14 protein-coding genes are annotated in these 24,046 nt (G+C 70.2%); 12 read left to right on the forward strand and 2 right to left on the reverse strand.

Annotated features, from left to right (window positions below; translation table 11 throughout):
• Positions 1-214: 214 nt before the first annotated feature.
• The 4 genes from rpoB (at position 215) to ASG80_RS22235 (ending at position 9,686) form a co-directional block, all read left to right on the forward strand.
• On the forward strand, positions 215-3,706 hold the full coding sequence (gene rpoB, locus ASG80_RS22220) for a DNA-directed RNA polymerase subunit beta (RefSeq protein WP_056734872.1): 3,492 nt from the start codon (positions 215-217) through the stop codon (positions 3,704-3,706).
• 40 nt (positions 3,707-3,746) lie between these two features.
• Complete coding sequence (locus tag ASG80_RS22225) at positions 3,747-7,643, forward strand: DNA-directed RNA polymerase subunit beta' (protein WP_056734874.1); 3,897 nt, start codon at positions 3,747-3,749, stop codon at positions 7,641-7,643.
• Positions 7,644-7,879: 236 nt separating this feature from the next.
• Positions 7,880-8,569, forward strand: coding sequence for a hypothetical protein (locus ASG80_RS22230; protein WP_156402025.1), 690 nt, complete (start codon positions 7,880-7,882; stop codon positions 8,567-8,569).
• Between the two features lie 91 nt (positions 8,570-8,660).
• Positions 8,661-9,686 (forward strand): YrzE family protein, encoded by a 1,026-nt coding sequence (locus tag ASG80_RS22235; protein ID WP_056734881.1) that lies wholly within the window; start codon positions 8,661-8,663, stop codon positions 9,684-9,686.
• 41 nt (positions 9,687-9,727) lie between these two features.
• Here ASG80_RS22235 and ASG80_RS22240 read toward each other — a convergent pair whose 3' ends face one another.
• Both ASG80_RS22240 and ASG80_RS22245 read right to left on the reverse strand, forming a co-directional pair.
• Entirely contained in the window at positions 9,728-10,486 is a 759-nt protein-coding gene (locus tag ASG80_RS22240; protein ID WP_156402026.1) for a hypothetical protein, read from the reverse strand.
• A 5-nt stretch (positions 10,487-10,491) separates the two neighbouring features.
• Positions 10,492-11,046, reverse strand: a complete 555-nt coding sequence (locus tag ASG80_RS22245; protein ID WP_056734885.1) for a hypothetical protein — start codon at positions 11,044-11,046, stop codon at positions 10,492-10,494.
• Between the two features lie 150 nt (positions 11,047-11,196).
• Here ASG80_RS22245 and ASG80_RS22250 point away from each other — a divergent pair, with 150 nt between their 5' ends.
• The 8 genes from ASG80_RS22250 (at position 11,197) to ASG80_RS22285 (ending at position 24,031) form a co-directional block, all read left to right on the forward strand.
• A complete protein-coding gene (locus ASG80_RS22250) occupies positions 11,197-12,294 on the forward strand; it encodes a hypothetical protein (protein WP_056734887.1) in 1,098 nt (365 codons plus the stop codon).
• A gap of 22 nt (positions 12,295-12,316) precedes the next feature.
• Positions 12,317-16,657, forward strand: coding sequence for an FtsK/SpoIIIE domain-containing protein (locus tag ASG80_RS22255; RefSeq protein WP_056734889.1), 4,341 nt, complete (start codon positions 12,317-12,319; stop codon positions 16,655-16,657).
• A 183-nt stretch (positions 16,658-16,840) separates the two neighbouring features.
• Complete coding sequence (locus ASG80_RS22260) at positions 16,841-17,365, forward strand: FHA domain-containing protein (protein WP_156402027.1); 525 nt, start codon at positions 16,841-16,843, stop codon at positions 17,363-17,365.
• A 115-nt stretch (positions 17,366-17,480) separates the two neighbouring features.
• Positions 17,481-17,774 carry a WXG100 family type VII secretion target gene (locus tag ASG80_RS22265; protein ID WP_056734893.1) on the forward strand — a complete coding sequence of 98 codons (294 nt, stop codon included), beginning with the start codon at positions 17,481-17,483 and terminating at the stop codon, positions 17,772-17,774.
• 67 nt (positions 17,775-17,841) lie between these two features.
• Positions 17,842-18,498, forward strand: a complete 657-nt coding sequence (locus tag ASG80_RS22270; RefSeq protein WP_056734895.1) for a WXG100 family type VII secretion target — start codon at positions 17,842-17,844, stop codon at positions 18,496-18,498.
• Positions 18,491-18,799: a hypothetical protein gene (locus ASG80_RS22275; RefSeq protein ID WP_156402028.1), complete on the forward strand. Its 309-nt coding sequence runs from the start codon at positions 18,491-18,493 to the stop codon at positions 18,797-18,799. The genes ASG80_RS22270 and ASG80_RS22275 overlap by 8 nt, the downstream gene beginning before the upstream one ends.
• Before the next feature lie 16 nt (positions 18,800-18,815).
• Positions 18,816-23,759: a polymorphic toxin type 15 domain-containing protein gene (locus ASG80_RS22280; protein ID WP_162256667.1), complete on the forward strand. Its 4,944-nt coding sequence runs from the start codon at positions 18,816-18,818 to the stop codon at positions 23,757-23,759.
• Positions 23,756-24,031: a hypothetical protein gene (locus ASG80_RS22285; RefSeq protein WP_056734901.1), complete on the forward strand. Its 276-nt coding sequence runs from the start codon at positions 23,756-23,758 to the stop codon at positions 24,029-24,031. Before ASG80_RS22280 ends, ASG80_RS22285 begins: the two co-directional genes overlap by 4 nt.
• Positions 24,032-24,046: the final 15 nt, after the last annotated feature.

Consider the following 24,046-nt stretch of genomic DNA (forward strand, 5'->3'; position numbering starts at 1 on the left):
CCGAGTTGCGCGAACAAATCAAGAATCTCGCTGGACATCGCGCGTCGCATGACATATAGTGGATCTTTGCGCTCCCAGACCCAGCATGCCTTCATATTGCGGTCGGCTTACGCGTGCCGAGGTTCATGACCTCGAGCATCCGCACACGTCTCGGGGGTTCCACTCTCCGCTACCGACAGTGAACCGGCCCACGGGCCGATGGAGGTTATTTCACTTGGCTGCTGCGCGCAACGCAACCACGCCCACCCCCAAGAACGGACGCGGTGCAAGCCGCCTCTCGTTCGCAAAGGTCACCGACACCCTCACCGTACCCGACCTCCTCGCCCTCCAGACCGAGAGCTTCGACTGGCTGGTCGGCAACGACGCGTGGAAGGCGCGCGTCGAGGCTGCGGTCGAGGCCGGTCGCAAGGACCTGCCCGAGTCCACCGGCCTCGAGGAGATCTTCGAGGAGATCTCGCCCATCGAGGACCTCGGCGAGACCATGCAGCTCTCGTTCACCAACCCCGAGCTCGAGCCGCCGAAGTACACGATCGACGAGTGCAAGGAGAAGGGCAAGACCTACTCCGCGCCGCTCTACGTGAACGCCGAGTTCATGAACCACCTCACGGGTGAGATCAAGACGCAGACCGTCTTCATGGGCGACTTCCCGCTCATGACCCCCAAAGGCACCTTCGTCATCAACGGTACCGAGCGCGTCGTCGTCTCGCAGCTCGTCCGTTCGCCCGGCGTCTACTTCGAGCGCACCCCCGAGAAGACCTCCGACAAGGACATCTACTCGGCGCGCGTCATCCCGAGCCGCGGCGCGTGGCTCGAGTTCGAGATCGACAAGCGCGACCAGGTCGGCGTCCGCATCGACCGCAAGCGCAAGCAGTCCGTCACGGTGTTCCTGAAGGCCCTTGGCCTCACGAGCGAGGAGATCCTCGAGGAGTTCGCCGGCTACGAGTCGATCGCGCTCACCCTCGAGAAGGACAACATCCTCACGAAGGAAGAGGCGCTCAAGGACATCTACCGCAAGCTGCGCCCGGGCGAGCAGGTCGCCGCCGAGGCCGCGCGTGCGCTCCTCGACAACTTCTACTTCAACCCGAAGCGCTACGACCTCGCCAAGGTCGGCCGGTACAAGATCAACAACAAGCTCGGCCTCGAGGCGCCGCTCACCGACTCGGTGCTCACGGTGCAGGACATCGTCGCCACGATCAAGTACCTCGTCGCCCTGCACGACGAGCGCACGACGATCCCGGGTCGCCGCGGCGGCAAGGCGGTCGACCTCCGCCTCGACGTCGACGACATCGACAACTTCGGCAACCGTCGCATCCGCGCGGTCGGCGAGCTCATCCAGAACCAGGTGCGCACCGGCCTCAGCCGGATGGAGCGCGTCGTTCGCGAGCGCATGACCACGCAGGACATCGAGGCGATCACCCCGCAGACCCTGATCAACGTGCGACCCGTCGTCGCGGCGATCAAGGAGTTCTTCGGCACGTCGCAGCTGTCGCAGTTCATGGACCAGAACAACCCGCTGGCCGGCCTCACGCACAAACGCCGCCTCTCGGCGCTCGGCCCCGGCGGCCTCTCGCGCGACCGCGCGGGCGTCGAGGTCCGCGACGTGCACCCCTCGCACTACGGCCGGATGTGCCCGATCGAGACGCCGGAAGGCCCGAACATCGGCCTCATCGGCTCGCTCGCGTCGTTCGCGCGCATCAACTCGTTCGGCTTCATCGAGACGCCGTACCGCAAGGTTGTCTCGGGCAAGGTCACCGCGCAGATCGACTACCTCACCGCGATGGAGGAGGAAGACTACATCGTCGCCCAGGCCAACGCGCCGTTGAAGGCCGACGGCCACTTCGTGGAGGACCGCGTGCTCGCCCGCAAGAAGGGCGGCGAGGTCGACCTGTTCCCGGCCGACGAGATCGGCTACATGGACGTCTCGCCGCGCCAGATGGTGTCGGTCGCCACGTCGCTCATCCCATTCCTCGAGCACGACGACGCGAACCGCGCCCTCATGGGTGCGAACATGCAGCGCCAGGCGGTGCCGCTGCTGCGCAGCGACTCGCCGTTCGTCGGCACCGGCATGGAGGGCTACGCCGCGATCGACGCGGGTGACGTGGTCGCCGCCGACAAGGCGGGCGTCGTCGCCGAGGTCTCGGCCGACACGGTCACCGTGCAGCTCGACGAGGGCGGCACGCAGACCTACTACCTGCGCAAGTTCGACCGCTCCAACCAGGGCACGTCGTACAACAACCGCGTCATCGTCTCGGCGGGCGACCGCATCGAGGCCGGCGAGGTCATCGCCGACGGTCCCGCGACCGACAACGGCGAGCTCGCGCTCGGCAAGAACCTCCTCGTGGCGTTCATGCCGTGGGAGGGCCACAACTTCGAGGACGCGATCATCCTCAGCCAGAACCTCGTGAAGGACGACGTGCTCTCGTCGATCCACATCGAGGAGTACGAGGTCGACGCGCGTGACACGAAGCTCGGCAAGGAGGAGATCACCCGTGACCTCCCCAACGTCAGCCCCGACCTGCTCGCCGACCTCGACGAGCGCGGCATCATCCGCATCGGCGCCGAGGTGCGTCCCGGCGACATCCTCGTGGGCAAGGTCACGCCGAAGGGCGAGACCGAGCTCTCGGCCGAGGAGCGACTGCTCCGCGCGATCTTCAACGAGAAGAGCCGCGAGGTGCGCGACACGTCGCTGAAGGTCCCCCACGGTGAGCAGGGCACGATCATCGGCGTCAAGGTGTTCGACGCGCAGGACGGCGACGACGAGCTCGGCTCGGGCGTCAACCAGCGCGTGGTCGTCTACATCGCCCAGAAGCGCAAGATCACCGAGGGCGACAAGCTCGCCGGCCGCCACGGCAACAAGGGCGTCATCTCGAAGATCCTCCCGGTCGAGGACATGCCGTTCCTCGCCGACGGCACGCCGGTCGACGTCATCCTGAACCCGCTCGGCATCCCCGGTCGCATGAACTTCGGCCAGGTGCTCGAGACCCACCTCGGATGGGTCGCCAAGCAGGGCTGGAAGGTCGACGGCAACCCGGCGTGGGCCAAGAAGCTCCCGAAGGACGCGCATGAGGCGGCGCCCGGCACCAAGGTCGCGACCCCGGTGTTCGACGGCGCGCTCGAAGAGGAGATCGCGGGTCTCCTCGACTCGACGCTTCCCAATCGCGACGGCGAGCGACTGATCGACTCGAGCGGCAAGACGCAGCTCTACGACGGCCGCTCCGGCGAGCCCTTCCCGTACCCGGTCTCGGTCGGCTACATGTACATCCTGAAGCTGCACCACCTCGTGGACGACAAGATCCACGCGCGCTCCACCGGCCCGTACTCGATGATCACCCAGCAGCCGCTGGGTGGGAAGGCGCAGTTCGGCGGCCAGCGCTTCGGTGAGATGGAGGTGTGGGCGCTCGAGGCCTACGGCGCCGCATACGCGCTGCAGGAGCTCCTCACGATCAAGTCCGACGACATCCTCGGCCGCGTCAAGGTGTACGAGGCCATCGTCAAGGGCGAGAACATCCAGGAGCCCGGCATCCCCGAGTCCTTCAAGGTGCTCATGAAGGAGATGCAGTCGCTCTGCCTGAACGTCGAGGTCCTCTCGGCCGACGGCACCGCCGTGAGCCTGCGCGACACCGATGACGAGGCCTTCCGCGCAGCGGAGGAGCTCGGCATCAACATCTCCGCGCGCTTCGAATCGTCGAACATCGACGAGATCTGATCCCGGCCAGAACGACGACAGAGACTTTCTAGGAGAGAAATTGCTCGACGCAACCACTTTTGACGAGCTTCGCATCGGTCTGGCCACCGCCGACGACATCCGTCGTTGGTCCTATGGCGAGGTCAAGAAGCCCGAGACCATCAACTACCGCACGCTCAAGCCCGAGAAGGACGGCCTCTTCGGCGAGCAGATCTTCGGACCCAGCCGCGACTGGGAGTGTGCGTGCGGCAAGTACAAGCGCGTGCGCTTCAAGGGCATCGTCTGCGAGCGCTGCGGTGTCGAGGTCACGAAGTCCTCGGTGCGTCGTGAGCGGATGGGCCACATCGAGCTCGCCGCCCCGGTGACCCACATCTGGTACTTCAAGGGCGTGCCCTCGCGCCTCGGCTACCTGCTCGACATGGCGCCGAAGGACCTCGAGAAGGTCATCTACTTCGCGGCCTACATGGTCATCGAGGTCGACGAAGAGGGTCGTCACGCCGACATGCCCGGCCTCGAGAACGAGCTCCGCCTCGAGATCAAGACGATCGGCGACCAGCGCGACGCGCGCATCGCCGAGCTGATGGCGCGCAAGGAGGCCGAGCTCGCCGAGCTCGAGGCCGAGGGCGCCAAGAGCGACCAGCGCAAGCGCGCCGAGGCCGCGGCCGACAAGGAGATGGCCGGCGTCCGCAAGAGCGCCGACGAGCAGATCGCGCACCTCGAGCGCGTGTGGGAGGACTTCCGCACCCTCAAGGTCGGCGACCTCAAGCCCGAGGACTCGGTGTTCCACGAGCTCCAGGACCGCTTCGGCATGTACTTCGACGCCTACATGGGCGCCGAGGCCATCAAGAAGCGCCTCCTGGCGTTCGACCTGGCCGCCGAGGCGGAGGACCTGCGCCTGCAGATCGCCGAGGGCAAGGGCCAGAAGAAGATCCGCGCGATCAAGCGCCTGCGCGTCGTCAGCTCCTTCCTGCAGACCGGCAACTCGCCGGCCGCGATGGTGCTCGACGTCGTGCCGGTGATCCCGCCGGAGCTCCGCCCGATGGTGCAGCTCGACGGCGGTCGCTTCGCGACCTCCGACCTCAACGACCTCTACCGTCGTGTGATCAACCGGAACAACCGCCTCCGTCGCCTGCTCGACCTCGGGGCGCCCGAGATCATCGTGAACAACGAGAAGCGGATGCTGCAGGAGGCCGTCGACGCGCTGTTCGACAACGGTCGTCGTGGCCGCCCGGTCACGGGCACCGGCAACCGCGCCCTGAAGTCCCTGAGCGACATGCTCAAGGGCAAGCAGGGTCGTTTCCGCCAGAACCTGCTCGGCAAGCGCGTCGACTACTCGGGCCGTTCGGTCATCGTGGTCGGCCCGCAGCTGAAGCTGCACCAGTGCGGCCTGCCCAAGCAGATGGCGCTCGAGCTCTTCAAGCCGTTCGTCATCAAGCGCCTCATCGACCTGAGCCACGCGCAGAACATCAAGGCCGCCAAGCGCATGGTGGAGCGTTCGCGTCCGCAGGTGTGGGACGTGCTCGAGGAGATCATCCGCGAGCGCCCCGTGCTGCTGAACCGCGCGCCCACCCTGCACCGCCTCGGCATCCAGGCGTTCGAGCCGCAGCTCGTCGAGGGCAAGGCCATCCAGCTCCACCCGCTCGTCTGCGCCGCGTTCAATGCGGACTTCGACGGCGACCAGATGGCCGTGCACCTGCCGCTGTCGGTCGAGGCGCAGGCCGAGGCCCGCATCCTGATGCTCGCGTCGAACAACATCCTGAAGCCGTCGGACGGCCGCCCGGTGACCCTGCCCTCGCAGGACATGATCATCGGCCTGCACCACCTGACGACGCAGAAGGACGGCGCCGCGGGTGAGGGTCGTGCGTTCTCGTCGATCGCCGAGGCCATCCTCGCGTTCGACCAGAACCGCCCGGGTGAGATCGCGCTCGACCTCAACGCCAAGGTGAGGATCCGCCTCGAGGGGCTGCACTTCGCGGAGGGCGGCGAGCCCGAGGGCTTCGAGTCCGGCAAGCCGTTCCTCCTCGAGACCACGCTCGGTCGTGCGCTCTTCAACGAGGCGCTGCCGGAGGACTACCCGTACTTCAACGCGCAGGCCGGCAAGGGCCAGATCTCGTCGATCGTCAACGACCTCGCCGAGCGCTACCCGAAGACGGAGGTTGCCGCCACGCTCGACCGCATCAAGGACGCCGGCTTCCGCTGGGCGACCCGTTCGGGCGTGACTGTGGCCCTCTCGGACATCGTGACCCCGCCGAACAAGGGCGAGATCGTCTCGAAGTACGAGAAGCAGGCCGCCAAGGTGCAGTCGCAGTTCGAGAAGGGCCTCACCACGGACCTCGAGCGTCGCCAGGAGCTCATCCAGATCTGGACCAAGGCCACCGACGAGGTCGCCAAGGCCATGCAGGAGAACTTCCCGACCGACAACACCATCAACCGCATGGTCACGTCGGGCGCTCGTGGCAACTGGCTGCAGGTGCGCAACATCGCCGGCATGCGAGGCCTGGTGAACAACCCGAAGGGCGAGATCATCCCCCGTCCGATCATCTCCTCGTACCGCGAGGGGCTGTCGGTGGCGGAGTACTTCATCGCGACGCACGGTGCCCGCAAGGGCCTGGCCGACACGGCCCTCCGTACGGCCGACTCGGGGTACCTCACGCGTCGTCTCGTCGACGTCTCGCAGGATGTCATCATCCGCGAGGACGATTGCGGCACGACCAAGGGCCTCGACCTGCCGATCGCGACGACGGATGCCTCTGGCAGCCTCGTGCGCGACCCGAACGTCGAGAACTCGGTGTTCGCCCGTTCGCTCGCGGCCGACGCCGTGGACGCCAAGGGCGAGGTCGTGGCCGAGGCCGGCTCCGACGTCGGCGACGTGCTCATCAACGAGCTCATCGCGGCCGGCGTGGAGTCGATCAAGGTCCGCTCGGTGCTCACCTGCGAGTCCGCCGTCGGCGTGTGCGCGAAGTGCTACGGCCGTTCGCTCGCGACCGGCAAGCTCGTCGACATCGGTGAGGCGGTCGGCATCATCGCGGCCCAGTCGATCGGCGAGCCCGGCACGCAGCTCACGATGCGTACCTTCCACACCGGTGGCTCGGCCTCGGCCGACGACATCACGCAGGGTCTTCCCCGCGTGCAGGAGCTCTTCGAGGCCCGCACCCCCAAGGGTGCGTCGCCGATCGTCGAGGCCGCCGGCCGGATCACCATCGACGAGTCCGAGCGACAGCGCAAGGTCATCCTCACGCCCGACAACGGCGACGAGCCGATCGCGTACAACGTGCTCAAGCGTTCGACCCTCCTCGTGGAGGACGGCCAGCACGTCGAGCTCGGCCAGCAGCTGATCGTCGGCACCGTCGACCCGAAGGAGGTCCTCCGGGTGAAGGGCATGCGCGAGGTGCAGAAGCACCTGGTGTACGGCGTGCAGGACGTGTACCGCTCGCAGGGCGTGCCGATCCACGACAAGCACATCGAGGTCATCGTGCGCCAGATGCTGCGCAAGGTCACCGTCGTCGACCACGGCGACACCGATCTGCTCCCCGGCGAGCTCGTCGACCGCTCGAAGTACAACGGGATCAACCGTGCCGCGCTCACCGAGGGCAAGAGGACGGCCTCGGCGCGCCAGGAGGTCATGGGCATCACCAAGGCCTCGCTCGCGACCGAGTCGTGGCTGTCGGCAGCGTCCTTCCAGGAGACGACCCGCGTGCTCACGCAGGCCGCCATGGAGGGCAAGTCCGACCCGCTCGTCGGCCTCAAGGAGAACGTGATCATCGGAAAGCTGATCCCCGCCGGCACCGGTCTGAGCAAGTACCGGAGCGTCGCGGTCGAGGCCACAGAGGAGGCGAAGGCGGAGCGCTACCCGAACCGCATCTTCACCGACGACGCGGCCTTCGCCGAGGGCGACCTCAGCTTCGTCGACTTCGACGCCTTCTCGAGCGACGACTTCACGCCCGGCAGCTACAGCTGATCCCGCAGGTCGAGTAGGCGCGCAGCGCCGTATCGAGACCGCACGAAGGGCCCCGGAGCGATCCGGGGCCCTTCGTCGTTCCGGCACGCCTCGGTCGACGCTCCGTCGGTCGAGCGGATGCCGCATCTCCACGCGTCACGGTCCGTCCTGATGGTGCCGGTGGGGGCAGGGGCGGTAGCATCAGGCACTTCGTCCCAGCCTCCCACGCCGGGACGCACCCAGTGAAAGGCACCGCGTTGTCGCAGGTACCCTCCGCCGAGCGCCCTCCCCTCGTCCGCCGACCGGTGTTCTGGCTCCTCCTGATCGCGGCGGTGTTGGTCGTGGTCATCGCCGTGGTCCTCGGGTTCGCACTCGGCGCGCCCCGCGGCGGCGACGCGGCCACGATGGCCGCCCCGACGTCTGCACCTCGGGCGACGACGGATGCCGCGACGGCCCCGGCGACCGAGACGGCGTCGCCCGCGGACCAGACCGGCGTGGTGATCCCTGCGACGTGCGACGGCATCTACACGCGCGACTGGTCAGGCGACCTCGCACCGCGGGTGCTCAATCCGGCGTGGGTCTCCGACCCGGCGCGCGGGTTCAAGCGCTATGGCAGCAACGATGTCGGGCTGGTGACGATGCTCGAGGCGACGACGCGCCTCGAGTGCAACTGGGTGCCCGAGGGCGGAGCAACCCACCTGTTCCTGGTGACCGGGGTCGCTCAGCTGACCCCCGAGCAGCAGGGGAGCATCCTCGACCACCTGGCGACCACCGACATGGACTGCTACGACGAGTCGGGCGGAACCCGATGCGTCATCGAGCGCGAGGAAAGCGAGACCTGGGGTGAGTCGCACTTCGTGCGCGACGGCATCTGGATCGCGACGAGGTGGGGCGTGAGCGGGCCCAGCGGCTACACCGCCGACATCGTGGCCGCGATCTTCGGCTGAATCGCATCCCGCGCGGCTCCGCGGGTCGGCGGATGCCCGTTGCTACAGTGGGCCCATCGCGGGTGCGAGGGCGCCCGGAAGGAGCGCGATCATGAGCAGCACGACTCCCGGATCCGACCCGGATCACCCGCACGACGCCGACGCGGCCGAAGGCGAGCAGGCACCCGTGGCCGAGCCCGTGAGCGCGGCCGAGCCGGGCGATACCGCCCCGCAAGTGCCCGTTCCCTCCGCGCCCGAGCCGGCTGCGGCATTCGAGACATCGGAGCCCGAGCCCGTCGCCCCGGTCGTCGAGCCCGAGCCGGCAGCCACTGTCGAGCCCGAGCCGGTAGCCCCCCTCGAGCCAGAGCCAGTGGAGTCGCCGGATGCCGCGACCGCCCAGCTCGACGCGGCGGTGGAGCGCGCGACCGCCGCGCCCGCAGCATCCGACTACGACGAGGCGGGCGAGGCCGAACCTGCCGCCGCCGAGGTGCCCCACGAGACGTACATGCCCGCTGCGACGGTGGCCGCCGGCGCCGCCACGCTCGCGCCTCAGCCCGAGGCCGTCGCCCCGTCGGCAGCGCAGACCGTCTACGTGCAGGCGCCCAAGCCGCCGAGGTCCCGCGGCAACCGCGGATTCGGGGTCCTCGTCGCCCTCATCGGCACGGTGCTCTTCGCGCTGCTCTACGCGGGCATCGCCTACCTGTTGCTCCTCGGGCAGGGTGATGCCGCCGAGGCGACGTCGGTGTTCACGCAGTTCGTCACCCGACCGGTGTACTGGGTGCCGATCGTCGCGTGCTTCGTGGGCTTCGCGCTGCTCGCCGCGATCGTGAACCGCGGGGCGTGGTGGTACTACGCCGTCTTCGGCCTGCTGGTCGGGGTGCTCGTGTACTTCTCCTATGTCGGTGCCGCCCTGCTCACCGTCGAGGCATGGACGCTCACGGTGGACGAGGCTCGCGAGTTCATCGGCCAGCGCTGGCTCGACCCCTTCGCGATCGTGGCGGCCGTCGTGGCGCGCGAGATCCCGATCTGGTTCGGCGGCTGGATCGCCGCCCGTGGTCGCACCGTCACCGAGCGCAACCGCCTCGCGCTCGAGGCCTACGACCGCGAGCTGGCAGCCGGACCGCAGCCGCAGCGCTGACGGGGGCCGCCGGCCCGGCGGGTGCTCGGGAAAGCCGACGCTCAGGATCGGCAGTCGATCACGGGGTCGGCGGGCGCCGTCACCGCAACCGGTTCGCCCCAACCGGTGAAGGAGAACTCGCCGTCACCGCTGCCGTCGCCGGCCGTGAAGGCGACGGGAAGCGGCGGCCCTGTACGTTCCACCGTCAACGCCCCGACCGGTGCCTCTGAGGCGCCGACGATGACCGAAACGGTCGCTTCGTCGTCTTCGGGCGGCTCCACGGTCAGTGACTCGCTGGACTCGAGCAGCGACGCCACGAGATCGGCCGGACGCAGGAGCGGCGACCACTCGTCGAGGAACGTCTCCTCACCCGTCGAGCACACGAAACCCTGCTCGACGGCTGCCGGGCCGGTGCGTTCGGCGTAGGCGGCGTTGCCGCGCACGTAGGTGCGCCCGTCGACGAGCACGACCTCGAACTCCAGGTCACCCGCGGTGACCTTCGCGGTCGCCGCGCCGGGACGGCCGGTGTAGTCGATCGCGAGTGAGCGGCCGGGCGCGGGTCCGGTGTCGGATGCAACGGCGCTGAGCTCGGTGAACGAGCCCGAGTAGCGCACCGAGCCGGCCGCGTGCACGGCGTCGGTCACTTCGCGCGCTGCGGCGTCCGCGCTGAGGAGCCAGAGTCCGTTGCCGGTGACTTCGGCTGGGTCGAACGCCTCGAGGTCGATCCCAGCCGGGGGAGCGGGGGCGGTCGACGTGGCGGCGCACGCCGTGAGCGGCAGGACGGCGACGGCGACGAGCGCCGAGACGACCGGATGCCGCATCCGCATCACTCGGCCGAGTCGGCGATGCACGCGCTCCGGCCGCCCTGCCCGCCGAGGGCCGACGCGTCGAGCGACACCTCGGCACCGACGTCGGCTGGACGGACGACGAAGCACGTGTCGTCCTCGTAGAGCCCGGCTGCGGCGGGGATCCACGCCTCCGTGCCGCGGACGAGCTGGCTGAGGTCGGCGACGTCGCCGTCGCCGCCCACTGCGAAGATCGCGTACGCCGCGTCGGGTCCGTCCCAGTCGAGATGGACGTTGCCGGCGTCATCGGAGATCGCGAGCGCGCTCACCCGCACGGAGTCGTCGGTGAGCGCGGAGACGATGAACCAGGCAGTGGCGCCGAGCAGTGCGAGCACGGTCAGTCCGACGGAGACGAGGAACGCCGGATGCCGCCACCACGTGCGCTCGCGCTCGGGTGCCTCGGCGAGCTCGGGGAGGACGGACCCCGTGGTGCCGAGCGGACGGACCGCACCGGCGGAGTCCAAGCGGGTCTGCCCGGGTGCCGACCCGAGCCTCGTGTGGCCTGCCGTCGTCTGTTGCCGCGGGCTGTCGGACATCGCTCCCCTTCGTCGACGGCTCGGACGGCCGATCGCATCGGCCGAGCGGATCGGCCGCACGCGGGGCCGGGCGGGCCGGCCGGCGCCGACCGCGTACCATGCTATATCGAGCGCTCGGGCGCTCGAGTCGACTGCGATGACGGGAGAACGATGGCGGGGGCGACCGGGCGCGGGATCACCGCCGCCGTCTTCGCGGTCGTCATCCTCGCGGTCGCTTCCGCGGCACCATCCGGCGCGACCGCCGTCGAGGTCGGGCCCCCGGTCGCCGGTCCCACCGACATCGCCGTGCCCTACCTCGGCACCGCGACCATCGAGCCGGCCGAGGGCTGGCAGATCGTCGACTGCGACGGGTCCGCGGCGGCGTCACCGCTCGTCGTCGCGTGCCACGGCGATCGCATCGAGCTCGCGGCGACGACCTACGATCCCGATGCCGGTGCGACCGTGATCCCCGTCGCGCTCACGAATGGGCGTACCGCGATGACGTTCGACTACGCCGTGACGACCGAGCCCCCGGAGGCACCGACGGTCGCCGTGACGCGCACCGCGGCTCCGGCGGCGGCCGGTTCCGTGGTGATGGTGCCGATCAGCGACGTCGGCATCGAGTGTCTCGTGTGCGCGAACGGCGGCGCTCTCGAAGTGGTCGGCGTGCGCCCCGTCGACGCCGGCACGGCCGTCGCGACGTCGACGCATGTGGTCTTCCGCGCGTCAGCCGGTTTCTCCGGCGAAGCCGAAGTCGTCGTCCGCTTCCTCGACGACTACGGCACTGCCTCGCTCGAGGCGAGTCACTTCGTCCCGGTCTACCGCCCGAACGACTCCGCGCTCGTCGCGCTCAGCGTCTTCGCGCCGCTCGAGGCATCGGGCGCGACCACGCTCGACCTCGCTTCGCTCGTCTTCCCGACCGCCGACAGCGAGGTGCGCTTCCTCGGCTGCGGCGCCGCCGTGCACGGCGGCGTCGTCTGCGCAGCCGACGGAACGGCCGAGTACACGCCCCTCGCCGAGACCGCGGTCGATCAGTTCAGCTTCCAGGTGGCGTCCTCCGACGGCGAGCAGGCCACCGGATCCGTCACGCTCGTCGCCCAAGGCGCAGGTCTGCCGACGGCAGGTCCCGCGCCGGCGTCTGGAGCCGACGACGGCGAGCCCGTGGCATCCGCGATCGTGCCGGCACAGCCCGTCGAGCGGGACGGCGACGAACGCGAGGGTGCCTTCGCCGTGCTCATCGGCACAATGGACCGGGTGGGCGCCCGATGAGCGCCACAGGAGGGTGGAACGCATGACGGTTCGCGTCACGATCGACGACCCCGGTCAGCGCGGCGGACCCACGTCGTGGATGCTCGAGACCGACGAGGCCACGACGATCGGCGAGGTCGCCGAGTCGCTCGGCGTCCCGTCGACGCTCCTCGACCGGACCGCGCCGGCGACGACGCTGCTCGCCGAGTCGCCCCTCCTGTCCGGCGCGAGCCGGCCGGCTCGGCCGACCTCGTCGCTCGAGCCGGGCGTGCTTCGGCTCGAGGTCGTCGGCGGTCCCTTCGCCGGTGAGACCGTGCCGCTCACGCGTGGCGCCGCGTACAGCATCGGGTCCACGACCGCGGCCTCCATCGCGATCGCCGACCCGGCCCTCGCACCGGTGCACGCGACCCTCCTGGTGAGCGCCGCGACCGTCACCGCGGACGGACGGATCACCCCGCTCACGGCGACCGTGACCGTGGCATCCGAGGGCGCGACGATCTGGGTGAACGGCGAGCCGATCGACGGGACGACCGAGGTGGTGCCGGCCGACCTCGTGCAGCTCGGCAACAGCATGCTCCGCATCGGCGTCGCCCCGGCACCCGACGCCGACCTCACGCGCGACGCGCTCGGCGCTCGCGGCTTCAACCGGCCCTCCCGCATCCGTCCCGCCAAGGAGCAGCCGGTGGTGCAGCTGCCCGGCGACAAGCCCGATGACCCGGACCAGTCGCCGATGCCGTGGCTGTCGGCCATCATTCCCGTCGTGCTCGGCGTCACCATGGCGATCGTCTTCGGGCGCGCGATCATGCTGCTCATGGCGGCGGCGAGCCCGATCATGGTCATCGGCTCCTTCATGGCGAACCGGCGCCTGGCGAAGAAGAAGGGCCTGAAGACCGAGCGCCAGTGGATCGACGAGGTGAAGGCCGCCGGCCGGCGCATCGCCGAACTCGCCCGCATCCAGCGCCTCGAGTCGTGGTATCGGTTGCCCGACCCCGTGATCGTCGCCGACATCGCGACCGCTCCACTGGCGCGGCTCTGGGAACGCCGCCGTGGCGACGACGATGCGCTGCTCCTCCGCCTCGGCGTCACCGAGGTCGGGCTGGACGTGCGCTTCGAGGGCGGCGGCAGGGACCGCAGCTCAGCCCACCGCGTCGGCGTCACGCCGGTGCCAGTCGCCGCGGACCTCCGCAGGGGCGTCGTCGGCATCGCCGGTCCTGTGGATGCCGCGCGCAACGTGGCGCGGGCCATGCTCGCCTCCTTCGTCACGCTCAGGTCCCCACGCGACGCCGAGGTCATGGTGATCTGCGATGCCGCGGATGCGGACGCCTGGGAGTGGGCGCACTGGCTTCCGCACTCGCAGCCGGGCGGCCAGGTGCCCACGATGATCGGCAACACCGACGACAGTCGCAGGGAGCGCCTGCGCGAGGCGGCCGTCATGCTCGAGAACCGGATTCGCGCCGCTGGTCAGCGCGGTGCGGAGACGCCCGGCGACGTGGTCATCATCGTCGACGGCGCCCGGGACTTCCGGATGCTGCCCGGCATGGTCCCGGTCCTGGAGCACGGGACGGCGCACGGCGTGCATGTCATCGCCCTCGACACCGAGCGCGCCCGCCTGCCCGAGGAGGCGAAGAGCGTGATCGTGATCGATCCGATCGATCCCTCGCTTGCGCGGTTCGAGACCGGCTCCGAGTACTTCCCGACGGTGCTCCTCGACGGCGTCTCGCTCGTCCGGGCGGAGGAGATCGCTCGGAGCCTCTGCTCCATCCGTCACGTCAGCGGTGTCGGCGACGACGCGATGCTCCCCACGAGCGTTCGGATGGTCGACCTGCTGAAGATCGACCTCGACGACCCGGGCCAGCTCGTGAAGCGGTGGCAGCGCCAGCCGCGGAACACCTTCGTCGTGGTCGGCGCGAACGCCGACGGCGAGTTCGCGCTCGACATCTCGCGCGACGGACCGCACGCGCTCGTCGCAGGAACGACCGGCTCTGGCAAGTCCGAGTTCCTGCAGGCGCTCGTGGTGAGCCTCGCGATGGCGAACCGTCCCGACGCGCTCAACTTCGTGCTCGTCGACTACAAGGGCGGCTCCGCGTTCGCAGACTGCGAGCGGCTCCCGCACACCGTCGGCATGGTGACGAACCTCGATGCGCGCGAGACGGAGCGGGCGCTCGCCTCGCTCGACGCCGAGCTGAAGCGACGCGAGCGGGTGCTCCGCGACATGAACGCGAAGGACGTCGACGGCGCATGGGCGAAGGATGCCGAGACAGCTGCCCGTCGGGGCCTCGCACGGCTCATGATCGTGATCGACGAGTTCGCGGAGTTGAAGACCGAGCTGCCCGACTTCATCGACGGGCTCGTGCGCATCGCGCGGGTCGGCCGCTCACTCGGCGTCAACCTCGTCCTCGCCACCCAGCGCCCATCGGGCGTGGTCACGCCCGAGATGCAGTCGAACATCAACCTCCGCGTCGCGCTCCGCGTCACGGATCGCGCGGACTCCTCCGACGTGCTCGGCTCGGGCGAGGCCGCCCTGATCAGCTCGTCCACGCCCGGGCGCGGGTACGTGCGGCTCGGGCCGTCGGCGGCGCCGGCCGGATTCCAGACCGCGCGAGTCGCCGGCATCAGGCCGGGTGTGCAGCGCGCCGTGAAGGTGCTGCCGCGCAAGGTCCCGCTCGAGTGGGCGTCGCTCGGGTACCCGGCGAAGTATCCGCCCGCGCCCGCGACACATGCGGTGAACACGGACCACGACGACACCGACCTTCGGGCCCTGGTGAACCTCATCACGGCGGCGACGCAGCAGCTGGGCATCCCGAAGAACCCGTCGCCGTGGCTGCTCCCGCTGCCGACCGTGCTCCCGCTCGAGCGCTTCGAGGACGCGCGCGTGCCGCCGATGTCGGTCGTCCTCGGCCTCGAGGACGTACCGGGCGAACAGTCGCAGCGGAGCCTGACGTGGCATGTTGCGGAGGGTTCGCACGTGCTCTTCCTCGGCGGCTCGATGTCCGGGCGCACGACTGCGCTCCGCACGATGCTCGCCCAGGTCGTCCAGCAGTTCTCGCCCGCCGACCTCCATCTGTATGTCATCGACTTCGGCAACGGCGCCCTCCTGCCGTTCGTCGACGCCCCGCATTGCGGCGCCGTGGTCACGCAGCTCGACGCGGACCGGCTGCCGCGACTCATGCAGCGCCTGCTCGAGGAGCTCGGCCGCAGGCAGGCGATCCTCTCGACCGTGGGCGTCGGGCACATCAGCGAGCAGCGTGCACAGGTGGAGCCGTCCGAGGCGCTTCCGTACATGATCCTCGCGATGGACGGCTGGGAGCGGATGCTCTCGACGATGAATCCCGACCAGCTCATCACGTTCCGCGAGCAGTTCATGCGGGTGCTGCGCGAGGGTCCCGCGGTGGGTGTGCGCGTGCTCCTCACCGGCGACCGTGGCATCTCGGGCGACAAGATCACCTCGTTCATCGACGAGCAGTACGTGCTGCCGATGCGGGACATCAGCGACTACCGCACGGCCGGCATCCTCGCGAAGGACATCCCCCTCGACCTCCCGCCCGGGCGTGTGCTCTACGGCAGCAACGGCACCGAGGCGCAGCTCGCGGTGCTCGTGCGCGATACCCGAGGCGAAGCCCAGACGACGGCGCTCCGGCGCACCGTCGAGCGCGTGCGCGACCACTTCGACCAGTTCCGCCAGCTCGCCGAGCTTCCCCGCCCGTTCCGTGTCGACCCACTGCCCGCGTACCTCGCCCTCACCGCGGCGTACGAACTGCCGCTCGGGGACTCCAGCCCGGCCGACGGCCCCGTCGTCGCGGTCGGCGGCGACCAGCTCTCCCGCTTCACGCTCGACTGGCCGGCGGAGGGCGGCTTCGTCGTCACGGGCACCCGCAAGTCAGGTCGTTCCTCCGCCCTCGCCGCGGTCGTGCACCAGCTCGCATGGCGGAAGGAGCCGATCCTGGTCGTGTCCGCCCGGCAGTCGATCCTCACGGATGTCGCGGCGGGTCACGCCACCCCGGTCATCACAGCGGCCGACGTGACGCCGCCCCAGCTCGAGGAGCTCCTCGATTCGCTCGGCGACCGCGCGACGATCGTCGTGGACGACGCGGAGCAATTCAAGAACGCACCGCTCGAGCACGCACTCACGGGGGTCAAGCACCGCGCGACGTTCATCGTCGCCGCCGACACCGAAGCCGTCTCCACGCTCTTCGGCGGTCCGCTCGTGGAGGCGAAGAAGTCGCGCCGGGCCCTCGTGCTCCGACCCGAGAGTGCGATCAACGGCACCCAGGTGATCGGCTCGCCGATCCCCAAGTTCATGCTCGGACGAGCCTCGGCGGGAGCGGGCGTGCTCGCCACGGCCGGCGGCTGGCTGCCGGTGCGGGTGCCCGACATCCGCCAATGATCCGCCTCGGTGGGCGCCCGTACACTTGACCGGGTGCGGTCCAGCGACCCGCACCTTCGACGAAAGGATGTGCTCCCGGTGGCCTCTGCGCGCTGCGCCTACTGCGATGCGACCCTGCAGCCGAACAGCATGTACTGCCTCGAATGCGGACAGCTGATCCCGCAACAGTCGGTGAGGCCCCCGGTGCCTGCCCAGTTCGCGAAGCCGGCGGCGGCGGCGGATGCCCCCAGGGCGGCACCCGAGGCAGCGTCCTCGCGCATCGAAGCGGTGCCGCTGCCGGGCACGCTTCCCTGGCAGCAGCGTTCCCCGGCAGGACCCGACGCTGCACAGCAGGCCGCGCCGGCGCCCGTGGTCGAGCCCGCGCCCCGGGCGCGTCTCGAGCGCGTCGAGTTGCTCTTCTCGACGGGTCAGCGGGTCATGGTCGACGGTGGCGCGGTGATCGGCAGGAAGCCCGCCGACACCGCGCTCGCGATGGGGGTGCAGGCGATCGAGGTCGCTGACGAGACCCGCTCCGTCTCTCGTGTGCATCTCTTCCTCGATGTCGCCGACGGCATGGTCACCGTCGGCGACGCCGGTTCCAGCAACGGCTCCAGTCTCGAGCAGGGCGGCGCCGTGATGCCGCTCGAGAGCGCCGGGACACGCGTCGAGGCGCGGCCGGGCGACACGGTCTGGGTCGGCGACATCAGCTTCGCCATCCGTCCCGCCTGAGCACTGCTCATCACCCGTCGTGGGCGCCATGGGAAGTCCTCCCCATCCCGTTGGTGCGCGAGGGCGCGCTAACGTACGGGAGCACCTTGAATCTCGTTGACCAACGGAGGAAACCATGGCGGAGATCCGCGTCACTTCCGACTCGCTCGCCGGCGTCGCCGGCCAGCTGTCGTCCGGCTCGCAGTCGATCGAGTCGCAGCTCTCGAATCTCAAGTCGCTCGTCGAGGGGCTCATCTCCGGCGACTGGGCGGGCACTGCCTCGCAGAGCTTCAACGAGCTGTACTCCCAGTGGGACCAGGCCGGGCTGCAGCTGAAGGAGTCCCTCCAGGGCATCAGCGATCTGCTGAACCAGGCGGCGCTGTCCTACGAGGACAGCGAGAACGCCATCGCGAACACGTTCAACGGCTGACATCCGGGAGTTCGGTGACGACGTGCGATCCGTGCGTCGGCCTCCGGCCACGACCTAGGGATCTGGCATGGTCTACTTCAAGGTTCGCGCCGACTCGCTGAGCGAGGTCGCGGCCCTGATCGGCAACGTCGTCGCGACGTTCGACTCCAACCTCGCGTCGGCCGATCAGGCCGTCACCCGCGTGGCGGGCACGACATGGGTCGGCGAGGACGCGGAGAAGTTCGGTGAGAACTGGGACACGTTCATGACGCTCGCCGGGCAGGTGCGGCTGGCCCTGACCGGCCTGCAGCAGGGACTCGTCGCGGCAGACGGCTCGTACACCAGCACCGAGACCGGCATCGGCGGGAGCTTCCGTGGCGGCAGGCAGGGTCTCATCGCCGTACGCAGCGCCACCGGCGGACTCGGCAGACGTGTCGCAGAGGGCGAGGAGCGCGCCGAGGACATGGCCGAGTTCTTCGGCCGGGACTATGCCGGCGATGACGAGGTCGAGCGATTCGGCGGGGGCGTGCTCGGCCCCCGGACTGGCGGCCGGGCCACCGGCGGTGGCCCGGGCGACGCCGACGGCGACGGCGATGACGACTCGATCGGCACCGGCGTGTTCCGCCTGGGGCCCGATGGAGAGCCGTTCGTCGCGGTCGAAGCGATGGCGTCGACCGAGTCGGCCGACATGTCCGTCGAGGCCTCGGCGACGGCCGACATCGTGGATGGAGACGATCGTGGCTGAGCAGCAGGCGGACACCGCGGAGCTGCGCGCGCTCGCGCAGACGATGACCGAGCTCATGGGGTACTGCTCCGCGCTCAAGCAGGGTGCGAGCGGGTTCGCATACATGCTGCCCGCCGAATGGCAGGGACCGGCGATGCAGGCCTTCCTCGGCTCGTTCGCGGCGTGGGCGGTCGGCGCGACCGCATTGGAAGAGACCGCCGAGGCCCTGCAGAAGCAGGCACAGGTCTCGTTCGACGCGTACACCGCGACGATCGAGGATCTGAGCACCTCCTGGTCGAAGATCGAATCGAACCTCGGGTAGGGCACAGATGGCGCACGTGAAGCTGGATCCGGCTCGGCTGGTCCAAGACGGAGACGAGCTCTACAGCATCGCCCGAACGCTCGACAGCGCGGTGTCGACGCTGGTGTCGCGGCTGTCGGGCAGCGGTGGCATGGCCGGCGACGACAACGCCGCGGAGGAGTTCTGCGAGGGCGGCGAGGGGTACGACGCGCTGGCGGGGCCCACGATCGACGGGGTGTCCTCGTTCGGCAACGGACTCCGGATCGTGGATGCGGCGCTGTCGAACACGGCACGCGCATACGACGGGGCGCAGAAGCCCGGTGCGGGGCTCGATCCCGCAACGGCCTCCCCTGCAGAGGCGACGCCGACGATCGACGAGTCGAAGGCCAGCGTGCCCAGCGCGCTGGGGCCAGGTTGGCCGGGCCCGCTCGGCGAGTTCCAGGAGTTGCTCGAGTGGGGGCTGGCGCAGATCGGCGTCGTCATTCCCACCGGAGATGAGGACAAGCTCCAGGCAGCGTCCGATGCATGGGGCACCTTCGGCGACAGCATCCAGTCGGCACGGTCGCGGGTGGCGAGCAGCATGCCGAACGTGGGTGCGATGACGCTGCCGCAGCAGAGCACGATGCTCTCGTGCCGCACCAGCCTGGCCGAAGGGCTCGACCGCATGCGCGAGAGCGCCGACGGCATGCAGCAGTGGATCGCGGACTTCCGCACGCAGCTCCGCCAGATGCGGGAGGAACTCGGCTGGTTCCTGAAGCAGATGGCGATCGAGATCGCCGCCGAGCTCGCGATCGGCGGCCTCCTGACCGTTGTCACCGCGGGACTCGGCGCCCTGGCCACGGCCGCCAAGGTCGGCACGACGGTGGTCCGCTGGTGCGTGAAGATCGCCAAGCTCATCGATCGACTCAAGGACTTCCTGCGCGGCATCCGCGGCATCAAGGGCGCCCTGGTCCGCGGCGGCCTGCGGGCGGCGAGGGAAGGCCTCCAGGCCGGCCTCGCCAGCGCCATCGCGACCACCAGCGTGAATCACATGCGCGCCGACGACAAGGGCTACACCCCGCAGGACGTCGGCACGGCATTCATCTCCGCGTTCGCCGGCGGCGCAGCGGCGTCGCCCGCGTCACGCCTGCTCGGCGGCAGTGGCGGCCCCGGACTGCGGGCCGGCACGCGGCAGGTCGCCGGGGAGACCGGTGCGGGCGCGATCGACGGCCTCGTGAGCTCGGGCGTCGAATCCGGCATCACGGGTCAGGAGTTCAATCCCATCTCCAGCATGGTGCTCGGCTCACTGATCGGTGGCGGAATGTCCGCCGGCGGTCGCGGGATCGATGCCGTCCTGCCGGGGAACAACGCGAATTCGCCGGACGTCACGACGACGACGGATGCCCCGACTGCGGGCGGCGGCACCGGGTCGGGTTCGAACGGCAGCGGCTCCGGAACGTCCGTCGCCACCGACTCGTCGGGAGTCCCGACTCCGGGTTCAGGCAATGGCGGTGGCAGCCCGACGGGTGATGGCTCGAGCGTCGATGTCAGCGGGGACGCGCCGTCCACGCCCGACGGAAATGGTGCTCCGGATGCCTCCGGCACGTCGTCGCCCGACGCGAGTTCGCCCACCGCACCCGACGCGAGCGCGCCTTCGGGGCCCGACGCGAGTTCGCCCGCCGCACCCGACGCGAGCGCGCCTTCGGGGCCCGACGCGAGTTCGCCCACCGCACCCGACGCGAGCGCGCCTTCGGGGCCCGACGCGGGCGCCCCGAATTCGCCCGATGCGGGTGCGCCGTCGTCGCCGGATGCGGGTGCGCCGTCGTCGCCGGATGCGGGTGCGCCGTCGTCGCCGGATGCGGGCGCGCCGTCGTCGCCGGATGCCGGTGCGCCGTCGTCCTCCGAGGTGTCGGCACCTGCCGGGCCCGAGGCGTCTGCTCCCGCGGCACCCGCGTCCCCGGTGACCTCGCCCGACGTCTCCACTCCCGCCGCGTCCGAGGCGTCGGCTTCGTCGGCAGCCGACGCCTCCGCACCCGCGGCGCCCGAATCGAGCGCACTCGCCGCCCCCGAGGCGACGCCGACGACCCAGGCCGACGCGCCCGTCGCGGCGGCGCCGGCGTCAACCTCATCCACGTCGACGGGCGACGTCGACGGCGCGACCCCCGAGGCGCCTGCCGCGGAGACGAGTGCCGGCACCCAGCCCGACACGGCGGACCCCGAGGCATCCGGCGCCGCCGGGATCGACGAGGTCGCTCCCGAGGACGTCGCCGCAGTCGGCGGCGCGGCGGCGATCGTCGGTGCCGCGGCGATGGTCGGCAAGCCGTCGTTCCTGCCGACACACACGCCCGGCGGTTCGACTCCGACGGCACCGACCTCGCCCATGGCCAACCCGGCCGGGTCCGCACCCGGCACGAGCGCCGCCGGGTCCGGTCAGAGCGGGCCCGGACAGCCCGGCTCCGGCTCCGACGGCTCCGGCCAGGGCACTCCCGGCCAGGACGGCGGCGCCGGCGACGGGGGCCAGCCCGACACGACCGGCAACCACTCCGACCGCACGATCGACGAGATCGACGCGGCGCTCGCGGCGATCAACCCGAACTACGACCCGTCCGACCCGGCCAACGGGTACGCGACGAACTGCGGCAACACCTCGTCGATCCTCAACGACTTCCTGAATGGCCAGTCGTCCTCCGAGGCGACGACCGGAACGCTCGACGTGCCGCAGATGGAGGCGCGCACCGGCAACCCCCAGACCCCGATGACTCCGGCGCAGATCGATGCCTCGCTGCGCGCGATGGGGCCCGGCTCGCACTGCGTGGTCGGCATCGACAGGTCCACGGGCGACGGACACTGGTTCAACGCGTACTTCGACGGCACGACCGTGTGGTCGCTCGACGCGCAGACCGGGTCGCGTAGCCCGTGGCCGCCGAACGAGCCCAATGCCACGAATTGGGATGCCTCGATCCAGCCCGAGAATGTCGCGCCGGCTGCGCCCGCCGCAACGTCGACCACGGGTCCGAGCGCACCCTCCACGCCTGGTGACGGCGCGGCGCCGGGCGATTCCGTCACGGAGTCGCCCAAGGCGTCGACCGTGCCCGAGACCGCGGGCGGCCGCGAGGCGAGCTCACGGCCGACGTGGACCCCGAACCCGACCGTGGCACCGAACCACCCGTCGGATGGATCCGCCGGCCCGGGCACGACGTACAACGGGTACGACATCCCCGAGCTGACCCCCGAGATCCGACAGCAGCTCGACGCGCTCGCGACCCGGTCCGACGCCCCGATCGTTCGCAACGACGACGGGTCGTATTCGCTCCGGGAGCCGATCGAGGTCGACGCGTTCGAGATGAAGAATGCGAAGCACGACTGGGCGGAGTTCCAGCGGCAGGTGGGACTCCAGCAGCAGGGGCTGAACAACCTCACGCTTGCCGAGTGGCGACACAACGTCAACTTCTACGACAGTCACAACCGTGTCGCCATCAACGAGCAGAAGGCGGCGGGGGCCCTGCTGAAGGCGGCCGGTGTGAACATGAGCGGCCAGGCCGTGCTGCACGGGCCCGACCAGGTCGCCGGCGGTCGCGCGGATCGCTTCGACGGTGCCGGCTCCTTCGGTATCAACAGCTCTATGGGGCGCCAGTGGCAGGATCGCATCCTCGAACTGACCGACGGAGTGCGTGATGCCGCCGCATCGATCGACCCGGCCCTCCGGCCCCACATCCGGTTGACCGTCGAGCTCGGTGCCGTGAACGTCCGCGATGGCGGACAGGTCGCGCCGCAGGCCGTGCTGGGCGCAGCACGGCCGACCACCCCTCCCGTCGGGAGCACGCCGGCGCCCGTCGCGCCGACGGCGCCGGCCGCGTCCGCCACACCCGCAGCGACGCGCAGTTCGGCCGCCCCGGTCGATCAGAGCAGCGCGTCGTCCGCGGACGGCATCACCGATTCGGGTTCCGACGGGGGCGCGCAGGATGCCGGAGGCACGGCCGAGGGTTCTGACGTCGCGCCTGAGGGTTCCGAGGGTTCGGAGGCCGCGGCCGAGGGTTCCGACGTCGCGCCTGAGGGTTCCGAGGTCGCGCCTGAGGGTTCCGAGATGACGGCTGAGGGTTCCGAGGTCTCGTCAGAGGGTCCGGAGGCGGTGGCCGAGGGTTCCGATACGCCGGCCGAGGGGTCGACGGGTGAGAGTGCGGATGCCGACGGTTCCGAGATCTCGGCCGACGGCCCCGCGCAGGGCGATGAGCCCGCGGGCCAGGACCAGGCGGAGGCGGAGTCGCGGCCCGAGGACGCCGATCCGGCGGAAGCCGAGCCCGCATCCGACGCGAGCCCCGCTACCGCACCCCCCGCCTCCTACACGGTGGAAGGACACGGCGCCTCCCAGGCGGCCATCGACCAGGCACGGGTGCAGGCCGACGAGCTGTTCGGCGGGCTCGCTCCCGAGAACCGCGCCCTCATGGCGACGAGGCCCGTGACCATCGACGTCATCCCGCACGGCACCAAGCTCACCGAGCTCGCCCCGTACGCGCACCTCGCCGGGAAGGAGACCTTCGACGGTCGGCAGTGGGCGGACGTCCGCGGCATCCAGACCGAGGTCGACGGCGTGATCCGAGTGGCGATCGGCGAGGAGGGCCTGATCTCCATCGGAGTCCCGTCGGGGTACGGCCCTGGCTTCCTCGCAGCGCACGAGGGCGGGCACGGGCTGCAGTACTCGTCGCTCACCCCCGCTCAGATCACCGAGCTCGCCCAGCTGCACGCAGCACGTCTCGACGACAGCGGGGCGATCGACGCGACGACCCCGCCCGGTGCCGCGACTGCCAAGTGGCTCGAGCCCGCGTGGTACTCTGCGGCGAACATGCAGGAGTACTTCGCGAACTCCGTCGCGGCCTACCTCGGTCACCCGTACAGCCACAGCGAGCTGAGTGCGACCCAGTACACGAGGGGATGGCTCGAGGCGAACGATCCCAAGATGCACGCACTCCTCGAGCAGGTCTACGGAGCGGAGAACACGCCGTGAACGGAGCGTCCGAACGAACGCGCAGGTATCGGGTCCTGCTGGGTGAGCGCCTCGCGCTCGAGATCCGCGACGAGCCCGGAATCCTCGTGAGCATCTCCGCCCCCCCGCCTCCTCCGGGTACGCCGCCGGTGACGCATCCGTTCGCGACGGCCACGTTCCACCTTGCGGAAGTCGAGGGCGACCTCGGTGCGCTCCTGCGCGAGTCATCCGACCTCGATGCCTTCCTGGAGGCCGTGGCTCGCGCGGGCTATCGGATCGAACCGGTCGACTGATCGCGTCGGAGCATC

Origin of the sequence: Agromyces sp. Soil535 (genome assembly GCF_001428255.1) — a bacterium.
GTDB lineage: Bacteria > Actinomycetota > Actinomycetes > Actinomycetales > Microbacteriaceae > Agromyces.

What these genes read in the sequence shown, in the direction of transcription:
- ASG80_RS22270 (WP_056734895.1), top strand. Translation starts at nt 17,842, where the DNA reads ATGGTCTACTTCAAGGTTCGCGCCGACTCGCTGAGCGAGGTCGCGGCC.
- ASG80_RS22245 (WP_056734885.1), bottom strand. Translation starts at nt 11,046, where the DNA reads ATGTCCGACAGCCCGCGGCAACAGACGACGGCAGGCCACACGAGGCTC.
- ASG80_RS22255 (WP_056734889.1), top strand. Translation starts at nt 12,317, where the DNA reads ATGACGGTTCGCGTCACGATCGACGACCCCGGTCAGCGCGGCGGACCC.
- ASG80_RS22265 (WP_056734893.1), top strand. Translation starts at nt 17,481, where the DNA reads ATGGCGGAGATCCGCGTCACTTCCGACTCGCTCGCCGGCGTCGCCGGC.
- ASG80_RS22235 (WP_056734881.1), top strand. Translation starts at nt 8,661, where the DNA reads ATGAGCAGCACGACTCCCGGATCCGACCCGGATCACCCGCACGACGCC.
- ASG80_RS22240 (WP_156402026.1), bottom strand. Translation starts at nt 10,486, where the DNA reads ATGCGGCATCCGGTCGTCTCGGCGCTCGTCGCCGTCGCCGTCCTGCCG.
- ASG80_RS22250 (WP_056734887.1), top strand. Translation starts at nt 11,197, where the DNA reads ATGGCGGGGGCGACCGGGCGCGGGATCACCGCCGCCGTCTTCGCGGTC.